Source organism: Streptomyces sp. RKAG337 (assembly GCF_023701715.1).
Lineage (GTDB): Bacteria > Actinomycetota > Actinomycetes > Streptomycetales > Streptomycetaceae > Actinacidiphila.
The window spans coordinates 7,444,530-7,462,333 of record NZ_JAJOZA010000001.1 but is presented as its reverse complement, the minus strand read 5'-3'; the positions used below and the strand labels follow the sequence as shown (position 1 = coordinate 7,462,333).

The 17,804-nt window shown below is 70.8% G+C and carries 17 protein-coding genes and 1 pseudogene; 11 read left to right on the top strand and 7 right to left on the bottom strand.

Annotated features, from left to right (window positions below):
- Positions 1-100: 100 nt before the first annotated feature.
- Positions 101-697: a dihydrofolate reductase family protein gene (locus tag LNW73_RS33060; RefSeq protein WP_250992508.1), complete on the bottom strand. Its 597-nt coding sequence runs from the start codon at positions 695-697 to the stop codon at positions 101-103.
- 192 nt (positions 698-889) lie between these two features.
- Here LNW73_RS33060 and LNW73_RS33055 point away from each other — a divergent pair, with 192 nt between their 5' ends.
- Together LNW73_RS33055 and LNW73_RS33050 are read left to right on the top strand one after the other, a co-directional pair.
- On the top strand, positions 890-1,612 hold the full coding sequence (locus tag LNW73_RS33055; RefSeq protein ID WP_250992507.1) for a spermidine synthase: 723 nt from the start codon (positions 890-892) through the stop codon (positions 1,610-1,612).
- Between the two features lie 215 nt (positions 1,613-1,827).
- A complete protein-coding gene (locus LNW73_RS33050; protein WP_250992506.1) occupies positions 1,828-2,247 on the top strand; it encodes a nuclear transport factor 2 family protein in 420 nt (139 codons plus the stop codon).
- An 86-nt stretch (positions 2,248-2,333) separates the two neighbouring features.
- Here LNW73_RS33050 and LNW73_RS33045 read toward each other — a convergent pair whose 3' ends face one another.
- Complete coding sequence (locus LNW73_RS33045) at positions 2,334-2,906, bottom strand: TetR/AcrR family transcriptional regulator (protein WP_250992505.1); 573 nt, start codon at positions 2,904-2,906, stop codon at positions 2,334-2,336.
- 383 nt (positions 2,907-3,289) lie between these two features.
- On the opposite strand from LNW73_RS33045, the gene LNW73_RS33040 reads away from it, so the two are divergent.
- The 3 genes from LNW73_RS33040 to LNW73_RS36130 all read left to right on the top strand — a co-directional run bounded on the left by LNW73_RS33040 (position 3,290) and on the right by LNW73_RS36130 (position 8,070).
- Positions 3,290-4,039: a tRNA-dependent cyclodipeptide synthase gene (locus LNW73_RS33040; RefSeq protein ID WP_250992504.1), complete on the top strand. Its 750-nt coding sequence runs from the start codon at positions 3,290-3,292 to the stop codon at positions 4,037-4,039.
- Positions 4,029-5,237 carry a cytochrome P450 gene (locus LNW73_RS33035; protein WP_250992503.1) on the top strand — a complete coding sequence of 403 codons (1,209 nt, stop codon included), beginning with the start codon at positions 4,029-4,031 and terminating at the stop codon, positions 5,235-5,237. The genes LNW73_RS33040 and LNW73_RS33035 overlap by 11 nt, the downstream gene beginning before the upstream one ends.
- Positions 5,238-5,379: 142 nt before the next feature.
- A complete protein-coding gene (locus LNW73_RS36130; protein WP_308407764.1) occupies positions 5,380-8,070 on the top strand; it encodes a discoidin domain-containing protein in 2,691 nt (896 codons plus the stop codon).
- Here LNW73_RS36130 and LNW73_RS33020 read toward each other — a convergent pair.
- Positions 7,964-8,926 carry a helix-turn-helix domain-containing protein gene (locus LNW73_RS33020; protein WP_250974012.1) on the bottom strand — a complete coding sequence of 321 codons (963 nt, stop codon included), beginning with the start codon at positions 8,924-8,926 and terminating at the stop codon, positions 7,964-7,966. The genes LNW73_RS36130 and LNW73_RS33020 overlap by 107 nt on opposite strands.
- Before the next feature lie 208 nt (positions 8,927-9,134).
- Between LNW73_RS33020 and LNW73_RS33015 the strand changes: the two genes are divergently transcribed.
- On the top strand, positions 9,135-9,695 hold the full coding sequence (locus LNW73_RS33015; RefSeq protein WP_250992502.1) for an ATP-binding protein: 561 nt from the start codon (positions 9,135-9,137) through the stop codon (positions 9,693-9,695).
- Here LNW73_RS33015 and LNW73_RS33010 read toward each other — a convergent pair.
- A pseudogene (locus LNW73_RS33010) lies at positions 9,606-10,094 on the bottom strand (GlxA family transcriptional regulator); the annotation flags it as partial. The gene LNW73_RS33015 and the pseudogene LNW73_RS33010 sit on opposite strands and share 90 nt — an antisense overlap.
- Between LNW73_RS33010 and LNW73_RS33005 the strand changes: the two are divergent.
- The 3 genes from LNW73_RS33005 to LNW73_RS32995 all read left to right on the top strand — a co-directional run bounded on the left by LNW73_RS33005 (position 10,057) and on the right by LNW73_RS32995 (position 12,893).
- Positions 10,057-10,515, top strand: coding sequence for a hypothetical protein (locus tag LNW73_RS33005; RefSeq protein WP_250992501.1), 459 nt, complete (start codon positions 10,057-10,059; stop codon positions 10,513-10,515). The pseudogene LNW73_RS33010 and the gene LNW73_RS33005 sit on opposite strands and share 38 nt — an antisense overlap.
- A 225-nt stretch (positions 10,516-10,740) precedes the next feature.
- On the top strand, positions 10,741-11,709 hold the full coding sequence (locus LNW73_RS33000) for a pyridoxamine 5'-phosphate oxidase family protein (RefSeq protein ID WP_250992500.1): 969 nt from the start codon (positions 10,741-10,743) through the stop codon (positions 11,707-11,709).
- Between the two features lie 83 nt (positions 11,710-11,792).
- Positions 11,793-12,893, top strand: coding sequence for a hypothetical protein (locus LNW73_RS32995; RefSeq protein WP_250992499.1), 1,101 nt, complete (start codon positions 11,793-11,795; stop codon positions 12,891-12,893).
- Here LNW73_RS32995 and LNW73_RS32990 read toward each other — a convergent pair.
- Positions 12,888-13,445: a DoxX family protein gene (locus LNW73_RS32990; protein WP_250974018.1), complete on the bottom strand. Its 558-nt coding sequence runs from the start codon at positions 13,443-13,445 to the stop codon at positions 12,888-12,890. The two genes, LNW73_RS32995 and LNW73_RS32990, sit on opposite strands and share 6 nt — an antisense overlap.
- A 356-nt stretch (positions 13,446-13,801) precedes the next feature.
- Here LNW73_RS32990 and LNW73_RS32985 point away from each other — a divergent pair, with 356 nt between their 5' ends.
- Positions 13,802-14,572: a transposase family protein gene (locus LNW73_RS32985; RefSeq protein ID WP_250988700.1), complete on the top strand. Its 771-nt coding sequence runs from the start codon at positions 13,802-13,804 to the stop codon at positions 14,570-14,572.
- 84 nt (positions 14,573-14,656) lie between these two features.
- On the opposite strand, the gene LNW73_RS32980 is transcribed toward LNW73_RS32985, so the two are convergent.
- Entirely contained in the window at positions 14,657-15,241 is a 585-nt protein-coding gene (locus LNW73_RS32980) for a helix-turn-helix domain-containing protein (RefSeq protein WP_250974019.1), read from the bottom strand.
- 139 nt (positions 15,242-15,380) lie between these two features.
- Between LNW73_RS32980 and LNW73_RS32975 the strand changes: the two genes are divergently transcribed.
- Positions 15,381-16,838 carry an MFS transporter gene (locus tag LNW73_RS32975; RefSeq protein ID WP_250992498.1) on the top strand — a complete coding sequence of 486 codons (1,458 nt, stop codon included), beginning with the start codon at positions 15,381-15,383 and terminating at the stop codon, positions 16,836-16,838.
- Here LNW73_RS32975 and LNW73_RS32970 read toward each other — a convergent pair.
- Entirely contained in the window at positions 16,831-17,748 is a 918-nt protein-coding gene (locus tag LNW73_RS32970) for a UbiA family prenyltransferase (RefSeq protein ID WP_374118243.1), read from the bottom strand. The two genes, LNW73_RS32975 and LNW73_RS32970, sit on opposite strands and share 8 nt — an antisense overlap.
- Positions 17,749-17,804 lie beyond the last annotated feature (56 nt).

The window sequence follows — 17,804 nt, the reverse complement described above, 5'->3', positions numbered from 1 at the left end:
CGCTCGCGCCTTCGCTCGCCGACCCGAACCGGGTCTCGGGCCGCCCCGAGCCAACTCTCGGGCCGCCCCGAGCCAACTCTCGGGCCGCCCCGAGCCGGTGCTACCGACCGGCGACGGGCCGGTAGGTGCACACGTGCACGCCCGCGTCGCTGATGACGGTGGACACCAACTCGAGCGTGCGCAGCGCACCGTCGTCAAGGAAGATCCTCTTACCGCCGCCGAGCAGTACCGGCATGATCATGAGGCGGAGTTCGTCGATCAGGCCCTCGCCCAGAAGGGTGCGCACGAGCGTCGGGCTCCCCATGACCAGCAGGTCGCCGCCCTCGGCGTCCCGCAGTTCCCGGATGCGGGAGGCCGCCTGGTCGCCGGGGATGAGCGTGGTGTTGTCCCACGTCAGCTCGTCGTCCTTGAGCGTCCCGGACACGACGTACTTCGGAATGGTGTTCATCTGATCGGCGAACGGGTCGCCCGCTCGCTCGGGCCACGCCGCGGCCATGGTCTGCCATGTGCTGCGCCCGAACAACAGCGCCTCGGCCTTGGCCAACGCGTCGGAGAACGCGCCGCCCACCACCTCGGGATCGAAGAACGGGTGCGACCAGCCGCCGTGCGCGAACCCGCCGTCGGTGTCCTCCTCGGGACCGCCGGGCGCCTGTACGACGCCGTCCAGGCTCATGAACTCACTGATGACGATGCGCATGGGACTCGCTCCTCTTCCTCGCTCCGGGTGTACGGCACTGAAGACTGCGGCGCCGCTCCGGAATCATCGCTCCCACCGGGATCGTGTTGATCCATCGCCACACGGCAGAGTCGTCTCCTGTGCCATGAGAGAGTGGGCGTTTCGGATTTGCCGGGCATTCTCCTGTCATCCCGGCACCAGAAGGGCGAACGGATGAGCGCGCGTTTCGAGGAGATCGACTGGCAGCCGACGCCGATGGGCGACATCAGTCTGCGGCGCCGACGCGACCCGGTGTCCGGCGACGAGGTGTACGAGGTGAAGCTCGGCGACGAGTTCCTGATGTCCAGCCTCTTCACGGCGGGCGAGATCGCGCTCACCCGGCTCGGACTGGCGCCGCTGCCGGACGCCGCCCAACTGGACGTCGTCGTGGGCGGCCTCGGCCTCGGGTACACCGCCCGGGCGGCGCTGGACGACCCGCGGGTGCGTTCGCTCATCGTCGTCGACACGCTCGGCGAGGTGATCGACTGGCACCGGCGCGGCCTGGTGCCGCTGGGTGCCGAGCTGGCGTCCGATGCCCGCTGCCGGCTGGTCCAGGGCGACTTCTTCGCGATGGTCGGCGACTCCACCGGCCTGGACCCCCAGGCACCGGAGCGCCGCTTCCACGCCATCCTGCTGGACGTCGACCACTCACCGCGCCACGTCCTGCACCCGCGGCACGCGGCGCTCTACCGGCCTGCGGGCCTGCGTTCGCTCGCCGAACGCCTCCATCCCGACGGTGTCTTCGCCCTGTGGTCGAACGACCCGCCGGACGAGGAGTTCAACTCCGTCCTCGCGGAGGTCTTCGCGGAACCGGCGGCCCACGTCGTCCCGTTCGACAATCCACTGCAGGAGGGAACGGCGACGAACACCGTCTACGTGGCAAGGAAGGCGCGGTAGGTCGCCGGCCCGCCATCCGCGCGGCACCGGCCGGGGCGAGGGCTCCAGCGGCCTGGCCTTCGACTTCCTCGCCGACACCGCACCGCCACCCGGGCAGCTCCCGCAGGAGCCGGGGAGGCCGGCGGGCAACCGGCCAGAACCTTGCGTGAGAACCAGCGTTCTCCTAAGCTGCGAAGCGAGGAGAACGCTGGTTCTCCCATCGGAAGGGATGCACCATGCCTGAGCAGAGGCCACCGCTGCCGCCGTTCACCGCCGAGAGCGCGCTGCAGAAGGTCCGGGCCGCCGAGGACGCCTGGAACAGCCGCGATCCGGAGCGGGTCTCCCTCGGGTACACCGAGGATTCCGAGTGGCGCAACCGCGACGCGTTCATCAACGGCCGGGCCGAGATCGTGGAGTTCCTGCGGGCCAAGTGGGAGCGGGAACTGGACTACCGCCTCCGCAAGGAACTCTGGGCCTACACCGACCACCGCATCGCGGTGCGCTTCGAGTACGAATGGCACACCGACCAGGGCCAGTGGTACCGCAGCTACGGCAACGAGAACTGGGACTTCGACGAGAACGGCCTGATGCGGCGCCGCTACGCGAGCATCAACGACCTCGCGATCACCGCCGACGAACGCCGCATCTCCCTCTGATCCCCCTGACGCCGCCCGCCCGGACGGCCTTCACCGTCCGAGGAGGGCCCCGCCGGACCCCCGGCGGGGCCACTCGCCGTCGCCGGTCAGGCGGGCCGGGTGCCGCCGGTGGATTCGAGGATGATGCGCACCGCGTCCTTGGCCTGACGTGCGGACTGGGGAGAACCGGAGATCGCGGCCGTGGTGATGGCGCCCTCGGCCAGCAGGGCGACATGGTCGGCGACCCAGGCCGGTTCGCCGGCGGCGGCCACGAGGTCGGCGAGATACCTCCGGAAGGCGTCCTTGTGGGCGCGGGCGATGGCGGCCACTTCCGGCGAGGTCGCGCCGAGTTCGCCGAACGAGTTGATGAAGGCGCAACCGCGGAAGTCCGGCTCGCCGAACCAGTCGTAGAGCCAGTCGAAGACCGCCAACAGGCTCTCGCGCGGCGACGGCCGGGCGTCGGCGTACTCGGCCAGCCGGCGCCGCCAGGCCGTGTCCCGCCGCCGCAGATACGCCTCGACCAGGTCCCCCTTGGCGGGGTACAGCTGATACAGCCGCTTCAGGGAGACGCCGGAGGTGGACCGGATCTCGTCCATCCCCACCAGCTGGATCCCGCGGTCGTAGAACAGGGTCTCGGCCGCGTCCAGGACGCGCGCCTCGGCCAGCTCGGGGCTCAGCACTTCCAGCCATCTCCGCTCACGTCGAGAACCATCGTTCTCCTAGGGTAGCAACAACCCGGGCGGCCTCCGGAAATGCCGGCGGACGGCGCAATCCGTTCCCGCCCCGCCCTCCATTGGCCCGGAATCGACATGGCCACGTCATTCATCAGCCGCGGCGACCCGACCATCCCGCAGGTGACGCCCCATCAATCGGATAATCCTCATCAATTGCCAATCCCGCATGGTGTGTTGATACAAGGCGACGTCATGTCCCATTCATGTTCATCTCGCGAGCCGGATCCCCCGTTGACACTCTCCGTGGCCGGGCACTAACTTCTCGCATTGTCGCCACACCAGGAGCACAAGGCTCCCCGGGACTAGCGACACCGAAGGACGCTCTCCAGTTGACGACAGCGACCGAAATCTTCGAGATTCCGTCCTGCACACCGGTTGCGACAGCGGCCGAAGTCTTCGAGGTTCAGCCCTACACCTCCCACTGCCAGGTGATCCGCGCTGAGGGCGACCATGCCGTCATCGGTGTGTCGCCCGGAAACAGTTACTTCTCGGCGCAGCGCATCTCCGATCTCGCCCGCTGGGGCATCGACAACTTCCGGCAGGTCGATTTCGTCTATACCGACCTCCATGTCGCCGAGATGTACGAGGCATCCGGCTATACGCCCGATGACGCCCGGCGCAAGGCCGTCAAGAATCTGCGCGGCGTCCGGGCCAAGGTGACCAATGCCGTGGAAGCCGCCTCCTACGGGGGGCGGCTCAGGGCCCACGCCATGTCGGATTTCCTGGACATCCCGGCCTACCGGAGAATCCACGACCGCCTCTGGGCTCTTCTGGACACCGATCCGGAGTTCCGGAAGACCTGCGACACGCTCGTGGACTCCTTCCTCACCTCCAAAGTCCTGGACGGGAAGCCCAGCACCGAGCGGCAGCGCGAAGTGTGCCTCAAGTACGTATGCGCGGAGGCCCCTTTGTTCCTGGACACCCCCGCGATCCTGGAGGTTCCCTCCTCCCTCAATTGCTACCACCAGCTCCTGCCGATGGCCGAACTTCTCTACTCGCGCGGATTCGGACTGCGAGCCTCACGCAACCAGGGCCATGCCATCGTCACACCCGCACAAGGAGATTCCGATGTCCGTTGAGACGCTGCTCGACCCGCAGGCCGGGACGCTGCTCGACTTCCCGTTCTCCTGGCGCGGCGACCAACTGCCGCACGAAATAGACGCGTTGCGTGAGGAGCCCGTCAAGCGGGTCCGGACGATCGCCGGCGACGAGGCGTGGCTGGTCTCCTCCCACGCCCTGTGCAAGCAGGTGCTGGAGGACACCCGGTTCAGTCTGAAGGACACCTCGATGCCGGGTGCGCCGAGGCAGTACGCCCTGACGATCCCGCCCGAGGTCGTCAACAACATGGGCAACATCACGGGGGCGGGTCTTCGCAAAGCGGTGCTCAAGGCCATCAACCCGAAGGCCGACGGCCTGCTGGACTGGATGCGTTCCCACGCGGACGGCCTGGTCGACGGCCTGACGACGCAGGGTGCTCCGGTGGATCTGCGGGCGCAGTTCTCCAACCCGTACTCCGAGGCCATGCACTGCCGCATCCTGGGCATCCCGCAGGACGACGCTCCCCGGCTGGCCGCGAGTCTGGACATCGCGTTCATGAACTCCGCCTGCCCCGTCAGCGGTGCGAAGCTGAACTGGGACCGCGACATGGCGTACATGGTGGAGCGGCTGGACGACCCGTCGACGACCGGGCTGATGGCCGATATCGCCGCACTGCGCAAGGACCCGGAGTACGACCACCTCACGGACGAGATGCTCGCCACCGTGGGCGTGACCATGTTCGGCGCGGGAGTGATCTCGACCTCGGCGTTCCTGACGATGGCGGTGTTCTCCCTCATCCAGCACCCCGATACGTGGGCCGAACTGCGCGAGAACCCCGGCAAGATCCCCGCGGCGGTCGACGAGTTGCTGCGGATCAACCTGTCGATCGGCGACGGCCTGCCGCGGCTGGCCCTCGAGGACGTCATGCTCGGGGACGTGGAGGTCAAGAAGGGCGAACTGGTCCTGGTGCTCGTCGAAGGCGCCAACTTCGACCCCGAGGTGTTCGCCGATCCGCACCGACTGGATCTCGGCCGTGAGAACACCGCGGCACATCTGTCGTTCGGCGGCGGCCAGCACTACTGCCCCGCCACCGCGCTGGGCAAGAAGCACACCGAGATCGCCCTGGAAGTGCTGCTGGAGCGGATGCCGGACCTGCAGCTCGCCGTCCCCGTCGAACAGCTCGTATGGCGGACCGGGTTCATGAAGCGGATGCCCGAGCGGCTCCCCGTCATGTGGTAACGGCCGACGGTCCTCGCCCGTCCCGGGAGAGCCGGGGCGGGCGAGTGCCTCTTTACAGTGGCGCTCCTTGCTGACACGGTCGGGCCATCGCCGGGTTCAATTGGGGGGCACGGCGGTCGCTGACGTGTCTGGGGGGACCGTTGTGCCGTTTCTGACCTCGCGTTTGCCGTGGCTGCTCCGGCTGCGCTCGCGGTGGCTGATCCTGACGTCGCTCACCGCGGTCGCCGTCGCGTTCGTGCCGTTCCTGGCGGCGGGCGGGCCTGCCGTCGCGGACGGCCGTCCCGCCGTCCCCGTGGTGGGCGGTACGGCGCCGCCACCCGCCCCGCACCACGGTGTCGCACCGGCATCCGCCATGGAGCCGATCGCACCGGTCCTGTCCCGGGCCGGCTGGACGGCGACCGCGAGCGACGAGGAGACCGTCGGCGAGAACGACCGCGCGGCCAACGTCCTGGACGGCGACGCCGCCACCTTGTGGCACAGCAAGTGGACGGCGCCCGCCACCGCGCTGCCCCACAGCCTCACCATCGACATGCATCACACCGCGGTGGTGTCCGCGCTCGTCTACCGGCCGCGCACCAATGGTGCCAACGGCCGGGTCGGGGTCTACGCCATCGCGCTCAGCGCGGACGGGCTGACGTGGACGCGACCGGTGGCGACCGGCACCCTGCCCGACGACGGCACCATCAAGACCCTGAACTTCGCCGCCCAGGGAACCAGGTTCGTCCGGCTGACCGCCTCGACGGAGGCCGGAAACCGCGGCCCGTGGACGTCGGCCGCCGAGATCAACCTGCTGGGGGATCCCGGCCTGCCCGCCTCCGTCGTCGAACTTCCCGTCACGGGCTGGACCGCCACGGCGAGCGACGAGGAGACCGCCGCGCAGAACAACCGCGCCGGCAACGTCCTGGACGGCGACGCCACCACCTTGTGGCACAGCAAGTGGTCCGGCACTCCCACCGCGCTGCCGCACTCCATCACGCTGGACATGCACGCCAACCAGCGGGTGTCCGCACTGAGTTACACGCCACGCGTCTCGGGGCCCAACGGCCGGATCGGCGCCTACACGGTCACCGCCAGTCCGGACGGGGTCACCTTCGGGGCTCCGCTGGCCGCAGGGACGTGGAAGGACGACGACACGGTCAAGAGCGCCACCTTCACGGCGCCGACCACCGCCAGGTTCGTGCGCCTCACCGCCACCAGCGAGGCGGGCGGCCGCGGACCGTGGTCCTCCGCGGCCGAGATCCGCCTCAGCGGGCCGGCCGACCCGGCCGTCGCGGGCCTGTGGAGCCCCATCACCGGCTTCCCGCTCGTACCGGTGGCCACCGCGCTGCTGCCGGACAACAAACTGCTCGCCTGGTCGGCCTACGCCACCGACCGCTTCGGCGGCAGCAACGGCTTCACCCAGACCGCCATCATGGATCTCACCACCGGCCAGGTCACCCAGCGGCGCGTCGACAACACCGGCCACGACATGTTCTGCCCCGGTGTGGCGATGCTCGCCGACGGCCGGGTGCTGGTCACCGGTGGCAGCAACGCCGCCCGCGCCAGCATCTACGACCCCCGCACCGATACCTGGAGCGCGACCGCGGACATGAACATCCCCCGCGGCTACCAGGCCATGACGCTGCTCTCCAACGGCGACGCCTTCGTCATCGGCGGATCCTGGAACGGCGGCCAGGGAGGCAAGGACGGCGAGGTGTGGTCCGCCGCGACCGGCACCTGGCGCACCCTCTCCGGCGTTCCGGTCACGACCACGATGACGGCGGACCCCGCCGGGCCCTACCGGGCCGACAACCACCAGTGGCTCTACGGCACGTCCAACGGCCGGGTGCTCCAGCTCGGGCCCAGCAAGCAGCTCAACTGGATCGACACCACCGGAAACGGCACCATCACCCCGGCCGGAGTGCGCGCCGACAGCCCGGACGCGATGAACGGCAACGCCGTCGCCTACGACATCGGCAAGCTCCTCACGCTCGGCGGCGCCACCGCGTACGAGAACGTCAACGCCACCAACCGCGCCTACACCGTCGACCTCACCGCCGGGCCGCAGCCCGTCAGCGCCCGCACCGGCGACATGGCCTTCGCCCGCGCCTTCAGCAACAGCGTCGTCATGCCGGACGGCAAGGTCGCCGTCTTCGGCGGCCAGTCCCGGCCCGTTCCCTTCTCCGACGCCACCTCGGCCATGACACCGGAGATCTGGAACCCGGCCACCGGCGCCTTCACCCGCATGGCGACCATGGCCGTACCCCGGAACTACCACAGCGTCGCGAACCTGCTCCCCGACGGCCGGATCTTCTCCGGCGGCGGCGGACTGTGCGGCGACTGCGCCACCAACCACTTCGACGGCGCGATCTTCACGCCGCCGTATCTCCTCAACCCCGACGGCACCCAGCGGCCGCGGCCCGTCATCACCAACACCCCGCCCGCGACGGCCGGTTACGGCGCCACGCTGACCGTCACGACCAGCACGCCGGTCACGGCCTTCTCCCTCGTCCGCACCGGAGCGGCCACCCACTCCACGGACAACGACCAACGGCGGGTGCCGCTGACGTCCCATCAGGTATCGACGGGGGTCTACGAACTGACCGTCCCCACCGACCCCGGCGTGGCGCTGCCCGGCAGCTATCTGCTGTTCGCCCTCGACGCCGCCGGGGTACCCAGCATCGCCAAGACGATCACCATCGGCTGGCCGCCCTCGCCGCACCGGCCCTGCGACGTCTACAAGACGTCTACAACCAGCCGCGCTTGGCTGCCTGCAGACCGGCCTGGAAGCGGGTTTTCGCGTCCAGTGCATCCATCAGGTGGGCGACGCGGCGGGTCATCGTCCGCTGGGTGATGCCGAGCGCGCGGGTGATCGTGGCGTCCTTCATTCCGGCCGCCAGCATGGACAGCAGCTCGTGGTCGGCGGGGGCCAGGCCTCCTGCCGTGCCCTTCTTGTCGACGGCCAGCGGGGTCGCCCGTTCCCACAGCAGGTCGAAGCAGGTGACCAGGGCCGTCAGCAGCGGAGAGGGGTGGACGAACAGGGCCGCCATCGATTCGGTCGCTTCGAAGTTCAACGGGATCATCGCGGCGCGCCGGTCCGCGATGAGCATCTTCATCCGCACCGCCGGCAGACTCCGGGCCTGCTCACCCGCGTCGATACAGTCCTGGACGAAGGGCATGCGCCCTTCGAGCGACACCGAGTCGTAGATCACCCGGCAGCTGATCCCGCGGCGCAGCAGCTGGAACTCGATCGGGTTGAACGTCGGGCTGCTGAAGTACGGAGGGCAGTCGATGACCTGCATCTCCTCCGCCGAGCCGAGCTGCATCTGCTCGACGCGGTTCAGCTGCGCCTCGCGGCCCTCCACCAGCTCGACCAGTTCGCTGGGGTGGCCCGCGTCGGCGCCCTGGAACCGCAGCGCGAGGGAGCGGACGTGCGCACGGAGCTCTTCCAGTTCCTGCTGCCGGCGGGAGGCGAGCGAGCCGACGGCCGCTTCGGGCGGGGACGCGACGTAGCGCACGGGTGAGCCCGTCAGCCGCGTGATCAGGCCGGCGTCCGCCAGGCGGCCCAGGGCCGGACGGATTCGTGCCGCGGTCGAGCCGTCCAGGACGGCCAACTGTGCGGCAGTGCTGCGCGGCGCCGAGAGAAGATGCAGGTAGAGGCCGCTTTCGACCTCTCCGAGCCCCACCGGCGACAGGAAACCGTCGGACACCTGACCCCCAGAATGGGTGCGTCTACTTATGGTCAATGTCTACTATCCGGCATTCCCCTCAGGAAGGGTCCGGTTTACGGTGGGTTTCAGCCAGTCCGTTCGAACCACTGGACCGGCCTCCCCGGCGGCACCATTCCGCAACGGCCCCGCTCGGCCTACGGACGTTTTAACCCGGGTTCGATGCCGCCCCACCGGAAGGATCCGCGCTGTGCCGGTCTCCATCCAGTCCCAGCTCCGCCAACACATCTTCACCGTGCCCACCGTCGCGGTGTCGGTGCCCACCGCCCGGCGCCGCGCCCGGGCGCACTTCGCGACGTGGGATCTGGATGTGGAGCACCCGGTGGTGGAGACGGCCCTGTTCATCCTGACCGAACTGCTCACCAACAGCGTTCAGCACACGGCGCACCGGTCCCCGACCGCCGACATCATCCTGGCGCTCGGCCCGCGCAGTCTCATCGTCGCCGTGCACGACCGCCACCCGCACTGCCCCCGCCCGACTCCCGAACCGCATGCGGACGGAAGCGGCGGCTGGGGACTGCGGCTGGTGGCGGAGCTCGCGGCGGAGGCCCTCGGCAGTACCCACACGCACACCGACACCGACGAGCAGGGGAAGACGCTCCTGGTCCGGCTCCCCCGCCCCGACCGGCCCCTGCCGTGCACCCGCGACGTCGGCGTCCGCTCAGGCGGCGGAACGGCGGAACGAGGACCGGTAGCCGTACGGAGTCACTCCGACGACCCGTTTGAATCGCTCGCGGAACGCGGTAGGTGACCCGAAACCCGCTTGCGTCGCGATCCGCTCCACCGCGTAGTCGGTGGTCTCCAGCAGGAACTGCGCCCGGCGCACCCGCGCCCGCAGCAGCCACTGCAGCGGCGTGGTGCCGGTCTGCTCCCGGAACCGCCGGCTGAAGGTCCGCTCGCTCATCCCACCGCACGCGGCCATGGCCTCCAGGGTGATGTACTGTCCGAGGTTGTCCTCGATCCAGGACAGCACCGGTTCCAGGAGTGATCCCCGCGGTACGGGCGGCTGCTCGTGGACGATGAACCGGGCCTGACCGCCTTCCCGTTCCAGCGGCACGACCGCCAGCCGGGCGGCGTCGGCCGCCACGGCGGAACCCAGGTCGCGGCGGATCATGTACAGGCACACGTCCAGGCCGGCCGCCATCGTCGCGATCGGTCCGGTGACCGTCGCCGCCAGCATGCTGCCCGCCGCGGCCCGCCGCGCCCAGGCGGCGGGCCCGGACGCGTCGTCCATCGCGACAGTCCGGCTGCTACACCGCATCTGCCGCGTGTACGCCGTGATCGCGCTGGCGGTCCCGGTCTTCGGGTTCGCCACCGCCAGCAGCCTCGGTGTCCTCGGTGACACCTGGCTCATCGTTTCCATCGTGCTCACAGCGGTGGCCGCCGGAGTCCTGGCGCTCCTGGTTCTGCCGCGCCAGGAGGCCCTGCTGACCCAGCTCGACGAGGGGTCACCACCCGTCGAGCGCGGCGCGACAGCGCGGCTGGCGATGCTCACCGGGATCTTCAACCTGCTGTGGGCCGCGGTGACCGTCCTGATGATCGTCCGCCCCGGTTCCACCACAGGAGCATGACCATGAAGCGCACCCGGCAGCCGCTGCGCGTCTCCGCCGCCGTCGAACCGGCCTCCCTCGTGGTCCTGACCGGGCAGCCGACCGGCCCGCCCCATCTCAGCCGATCTAACGGATACAAGTCCATCCAACCATTTGCCCTGAGCCGGCATCCGTGGCATTGTACTAATGGATAGGGGTTTCTCCATCCGTTAGTAAAAGTGAGTGCTCCCACGGAAGGCGTTCACGATGTCCCAGCTCCCGCAGACCGGCGAAGCCGCCAGGACAGCCCCCACGACCACCCCCACCGGATTCCACGACGGAGAACTCGCCGTGCAGCGCCGCGCCGGATCGCTCGGCGCGGCCGCCCGGCTGTCGGGCATGCTCGCGCCGCCGGACCTCACCGGGGGTGCGAGCCGCTTCCTGGAGGCGCGTGACCTGGCCGTCCTCACCGCCCGGGACCACGACGGGACGCTGTGGACCTCCCCTCTGCGCGGCGCCCCGGGTTTTCTCGACGGCCACGACACGACCCTCCGCGTCCACGCCCTGCCCGCGCCGGGCGATCCGCTGGCCGCACCGGGGCCGGCGCCCGCGCAGCAGGTCGGCCTCGTCGCGATCGACTTCGCGACCCGTCGCAGACTGCGCGTCAACGGCACCCTGGACGCCCTCGACGACACCGGCTTCACGGTGTCGGTCGACCAGGCGTACGGCAACTGCCCGCAGTACATCCAGCAGCGCCGCCTTGAGCCCGGACACGGAGCGCGCTCCGTGGCGGGGGCGGGCACCGACGGTCGGCACACGACCCTGGACGCCGACGACATGCGGCTGATCGAACGGGCCGACACGTTCTTCCTGGGAACCACCCATCCGACCCGCGGCGCGGACGCCTCCCACCGCGGTGGCTCGCCCGGCTTCGTCCGCGTCCGGCCCGACGGCCTGTGGTGGCCGGACTACCCCGGCAACAACATGTTCAACAGCCTCGGCAACCTCGCCGTCGACGACACCGCCGCCCTGCTGTTCGTGGATTTCGCCACCGGCGCCACGCTGCACCTGTCCGGCTCCGCCGAAGTCCGGTGGGCGGAACCCGGTGCTCCCGGCGACGACGGCGGGACCGGACGCCGGGTGCACTTCACCCCGCGCCACCTCGTGACCGGCCGGGCGCCGCTGCGGGCCGACGCCTTCAGCGCCTACCCGCGCAATCCGCGCCTCACCGCCTGACCTGCGCCGTGGCAACCCGCTGCTGAGCCTCCTCGGGCGGATACTGGTCGCGCCCTGACGCCGCCTCGTCCGAGGAGCTGCAAATGGCCGCGCCTCCCGCCCACCCCGCCGCCACCGGTCCTGTCGGCCGCCGGTCGCTGCTGTGGGGCGCATCGTCCGTACTGATCTGGGCGACGGGGTGCTCGAACGGCACGAAGGCGCCGTCGTCCACCGGCACCTCGGGTACCACCGGGCCGCAGACGGCGTCCACCACGGCCGCGTCCACGTCAGCCACCTCGACCACCGCGACCGCCGCACCCACGTCGTCCACCGCGACGTCCGCCCGGCCCAGCACGACGCTTCCCGCGACCGCGCCGTGGCGGCCGGGTGCCGGCGAGATCGAGCCCGCGGCCAAGCGGAGTGCCGTCACGCTCATCGAGGCGCTCGGATCGTGGCGGGCCGGGCAGGCCGGAGAGCGCCGGGCCGCGGCGCGGGCCGCCGCGCTCGGCATTCCCGCCGCGCTCGCCGGCCACCTCGCGTCGCAGGCCGGCTCCCTGCTGGGACCGGGGGACGAAGCGCGGCTGCAGGTGATCGACGCACAGTACGGCGGCCTGCTGACCGACACCGCGAGCGTCCTCGTGGTGTGCCGTCAATGGAGCAGGAACGGCACCGGAGCCGTCATCGACGGCGGCACCACGGTGGACGTGCGGCTGAGCCGGACGGGCTCCGGCTGGAGCGTCACCGCGCTGCATCCGGCGGTCTCCGAGCCTGCCGCCCCGTCGCCGACCGCGTCGACACGCGCGGTGCTGGCTCGCTCGGCCATCGAGCTGCCGCCCGCTGCGGCCGCCGACATCCGGAGCGGCACCGTGCACGAGAGCGTGCTCCAGGCGATGTTGCGGCTGGCCGACACCTACCGGATGTCGGTGAGCGTGGTGCGGTCCGGGCATCCGCTGGACGTGTTCGGCACCAGCCGCCCCAGCGACCATCCGGTCGGCAGGGCCTTCGACGTCTGGCGCATCGACGGCCACCCGGTCGTCGACCCGGCCACCCCACGCGCACTGATCACCGCGTTCATGCGGGCCGCAGCGGCGGCCGGCTCGTACAACGTCGGCGGCCCGGTGCTGCTGACGGGTGGTATGACGTCGAATCAGTTCTTCTCCGACGACACGCATCACGACCATGTGCACATCGGTTTCCCGTCATGACGTGCCGTCCTCGTCCGGTCCGAAGCCCTCCTCCTCGTCGTCCTCGGCCGCCTGCGCGTTGGCCCGCTTCGTGACGACGGCGGCGGCCATCAGCGCACTGCCGACGAAGGCCACCGCGACCACCCACGGCCGGTCGAAACGGTGGCCGGTGGCGTGGTCCAGGGCGTAACGGCCCGCCCCCGCGATACCGACCGTGGCCGCGGTGAACCCGAGGAACGCGGGGTATTCGAAACCGCCGCCCTGGGCGAAGAATCCGGCCGGCGCGTGGACCGCCACTGCCCCTGCCATGGCGCCCGCCGCTGCCGCCCCGGCGACGGGGGTGCCCAGGCCCAGTGCCAGCAGCGCTCCACCGCCCGCCTCACCGATACCGGCGGCGAGCGCGCTCTCCCGGCCTGGCGTGAACCCCATGTGCTCCATCGCGGCCGCGGTCCCGGTCAGGCCCCCACCACCGAACCAGCCGAACAGCTTCTGCGTCCCGTGGGCCATCAGCACCGCCCCGGTGCCGACCCGGAGGGTGAGCAGACCGAGGTCCCGTCGGTTGATGCACGTCATCGCTGTCTCCAGGTGGGTGGCTGCGCTCGAACGGCTACGGACATACGTCTCCACTCTCCGCGCCAGGAGCCGCATCCGCGCCCCGGCCGTGGGCCATCCGGGCATCGGGACGTGCTCCCCCGCCGAAGACACGACCTAGGCCCTGTCTTCAAACTGGCGGCGTCCGCCCGCAGGGCGGGCCCGGCGGCGTCTGGTGCGTGCGATCGCAAGGCGGAGGGTCGCCCCTGTACTGGACGTACTGGGGCGGGCCCGACAACGCAGCGAGCGTACGTGCCAGGCGCCGCCGGGCAGGCGCCAGTTTGAAGACAGGGCCTAAAGCGTGTTGCAGAAGGCTGTGATCTGGGAATATCCGGTGTATGGCTGGGGTGTTGAGGGTCGAGCGGGTGTGGGTGGAGACGTTCACGGGGCTGCGGATGCGGCAGTTTGATGGTCTGTTGCGGGTGGTGCGGGAGCGGGGCGGCGATGGGCCGCGGATCGGTCGGCCGTGGTGTCTGCCCCTGGGCGAGCGGGTGCTGCTGGTCGCGGTGTACTACCGGACGAACCTCACGATGCGGCAGTTGGCGCCGCTGTTCGGGGTCTCGCCGGCCACCGTGTGCCGAGTCATCCAGCGGCTGGGCCCGCAGCTCGCGCTGGAGCCGATAGCCCGCCGGGACGAGGCCGTGGACCGGTTGTGGATCGTGGACGGCACCCTGATCCCGGTCCGCGACCGAACAGTGGCCGCCTCATCGCGAAACTATCGGTTCTCGGCGAACGTGCAGGTCATCATCGATGCGGACACGAGGCTGGTGGTGGCCGCGGCCCGTCCGGTTCCCGGCAACCGGGCCGATGCCCGGGTCTGGCGGGAGTCAGGTCTGTCCGCCCACTGCACGGGTGTGACGGTGCTCGGCGACGGCGCGTACATCAACACCGGACTCGTCGTCCCGCACCGCAAACGCCCGGGCCGGGCGCTACTGCCGGGCGAGGAAACGGACAATGCCGAGCACCGCAAAGTCCGCGCCCGCGTCGAGCACACCTTCGCCCGTATGAAGAACTACAAGATCCTCCGCGACTGCCGACAGCACGGCGACGGCCTCCACCACGCTGTCCAAGCCGTAGCCCACATGCACAACCTGGCCCTCGCCGCATGACCAAAGCCTCCGCAAACAAGGCCCTGACCTGCCCATACGCGGAGATCTGCAACACGCTTTAGGGCGGCACCTGGTGTCGTCCCGTCAGGCGCTGGGCTTCGCGCGGACGTGCATGCGCTCCCCCTGCCTCCCGAAGAGGCTGAGGATCTCCACGGGCCGCCCGTCCGCGCTGCCGAACCAGTGGGGCAGCCGGGTGTCCCACTCGGCGACCTCGCCGGGGCCGAGGACCAGATCGTGCTCGGCGAGGACGAGCCGCAGCCGGCCCTCCAGCACGTACAGCCACTCATAGCCCTCGTGCGTCCGCAGCACCGGCTCGGCACCCCGGTCGGGGATGACCATCTTGTACGCCTGGAGTCGGCCAGGACTCCGGGACAGGGCTACGGACGTACCCCCGTTCGGCAGGGCGCGCGGGGTCAGCCGCACCCGCGGATCACCCACTTCGGGGGCGCCGACCAGCTCGTCCAGCGCCACGCGGTAGGCGCCGGCGAGCGGCAGCAGCAGTTCCAGGCTGGGGCGGCGCTGTCCGGACTCCAGCCGGGAAAGGGTGCTCTTGGAGATGCCGGTCGCCTCGGAGAGCGCGGCCAGCGTCAGGCCGTGCTCGGCGCGCAGCCGTCGGAGCCGGGGGGCGACCTCGTCGAGGACCGCTTGGTGGGGCGGTGGGGTGTCCATGCGGGCATTCCATCCCACCGTCCCGGAATTGGCAACAAGAGTTGCCGCTACGCTCCCGGCAGAGGCACGCTCCTGGCCATGACCTTGCCGGACCCACCGAGTGCGCGAGTTCGCGGGTCACCAGGAAACGGAGTTCACCGTGAAAATCATCAGTGCGGGACAGGACGCGGCGGCGGGACCCACGGTGCCGACGCCGTCGGTCCGGTGGGCGCTCGCCGGCCTCTCGCTGTCCATGCTGCTGTCCTCACTCGGCACCAGCGTCGCCAATGTGGCCCTGCCGACGCTGGCGGAGGCGTTCACCGCCTCGTTCCAGCAGGTCCAGTGGATCGTCCTCGCGTATCTCCTGGCCATCACCACCGTGATCGTCAGTGTCGGCCGGCTCGGTGACCTCATCGGCCGGCGGCGGCTGCTCCTGGGCGGGATCCTCCTGTTCACGGCAGCCTCGGTGCTGTGCGGTCTCGCGCCCACGCTCTGGTCGCTGATCGCCGCCCGGGCGGCGCAGGGCCTCGGAGCGGCCATCATGATGGCGCTCACCATGGCGTTCGTCGGTGAGACGGTGCCGAAGGCACGCACCGGCAGCGCCATGGGGCTGCTCGGAACGATGTCCGCGGTCGGCACCGCCCTCGGCCCGTCCCTGGGCGGCGCTCTGATCGCAGGACCCGGCTGGCGGGCGATCTTCCTCGTCAACGCGCCGCTGGGCCTCCTGGCCCTCTTCCTCGCCCACCGTCACCTGCCCGTCGACCGGCAGAGACCCGGGACCGACCGCGCCGCCTTCGACCGTGTGGGCACGCTCCTGCTCGCGCTGACACTCGCGGCCTATGCGCTCGCCATGACCATGGGGCGCGGCAGCTTCGGTTCGCTCAACGTGGGTCTGCTGGTGGCCGCCGCCGTCGGTGTCGGTCTCTTCGTACGCGCGGAGAGCAGAGCGGCGTCACCGTTGATCCGTCTGACGATGTTCCGCGATCCCGCGCTGAGCGCGAGTCTCGCGATGAGCACGCTCGTCTCGACGGTCATGATGGCCACGCTGGTGGTCGGGCCGTTCTATCTCGCCCGCGCGCTCGGGCTCCATGAGGCGCTGGTCGGACTGGTCCTGTCCGTCGGTCCGCTGGTCGCCGCGCTGACCGGAGTGCCCGCCGGTCGCATCGCGGACCGTTTCGGCGCCCAGCGCATGACCGTCCTCGGGCTGGTCGCCATGACGGCCGGTTCGTTGGTGCTGTCCCTCACACCGGCGAGCCTCGGCATCGCCGGCTACCTCGCGCCCATCGTGGTCATCACCGCCGGCTACGCGGTGTTCCAGACGGCCAACAACACCGCCGTCATGACGGACGTCCCGCCGGACCGCCGAGGCGTCATCTCCGGCATGCTCAATCTCTCGCGCAACCTCGGTCTCATCACCGGCGCATCCGTCATGGGCGCCGTGTTCGCCCTCGCGGCGGCGACGAACGACATCACCACAGCGGCTCCCGACGCCGTAGCCACCGGTATGCGGATCACGTTCGCGGTGGCGGCGGCACTGATCGCCGTCGCACTCGTCATCGCGGTCGGGGGCCGCGCGCTCGCCCGGCGGAGCTCCCCCGCGGAGGTCCCGGTCAGGTGATCGCCGCGCCGCGGCCGACGAGCAGGGCCACGTCCAGCGCCGCCACCATGACGGCGGCGGCGAAGGCGGCCCGCTCCCACTGACGGCCCACCACTGATCCGGTGACGGCGACGAGTACGGCGGCGAGAAGTGCCGCCGCACTCCGGGTGCCGGGTGGACCGGGCGGTCCGAGGACCAGGAGGGCGGTCGCGGCCACCAGGGGCAGCGGGAGCAGCAGGCGGGTGGCCGAGGCGCCCAGTCGCTGCGGCCATCCCCGTACTCCGGCCGCGAGGTCGCCGCTGATGTCCGGCAGGACATCGCCCAGATGGGCGCCGACACCCAACAGCGCTCCCGCGCAGGCGAGCCACCAGGCCGGCCACGGGTGCCCCGGCAGGCTCAGGGCCACGAAGGCCGGCAGGCTCGCGAAGCCCGCCGCGTAGGGCAGCCAGGACCAGGCCGTCGACTTGAGGCGCAGGTCGTAGGCCCAGGCCGCGGCGACCCCGGCCAGGTGGACGGCCCCCGCGAGCGGACCGACGGCGAGCGACAGCGGCACGCACAGGGCCAGGGCGCACCACGCGGCCGTCCACACCGTCCTGACGCCGACCGCGCCGGCCGCGATCGGCTTGTCGCGGCGGCCGGCGGCGATGTCACGGCGCGCATCGAACGCGTCGTTGCACCAGCCCACCGACGACTGGCCGGTCAGGACGGCCGCGGCGATCAGCGCGGTGCGCACGGCACTGTGGCCCGCGGCCCAGGCCAGCACGGTCACCAGCACCGTGACGGCCGCCGTGGGCCCGGGGTGGCAGGACCCCACCAGAGCCCGCGCCAGGGCCCGCACCCGGGACCACGCCCGGGACCACGTCAGTCCGGCTCGACCGCCGCCTGGTCGGGCGGACGGGGCATCGGCGATCGGCTGCTCGGGGATGGCCACGGGCCGATCCTAGGCACCTCTGGTCGTGTCGCAGCGTGTCCGGGCGATCACCGGGT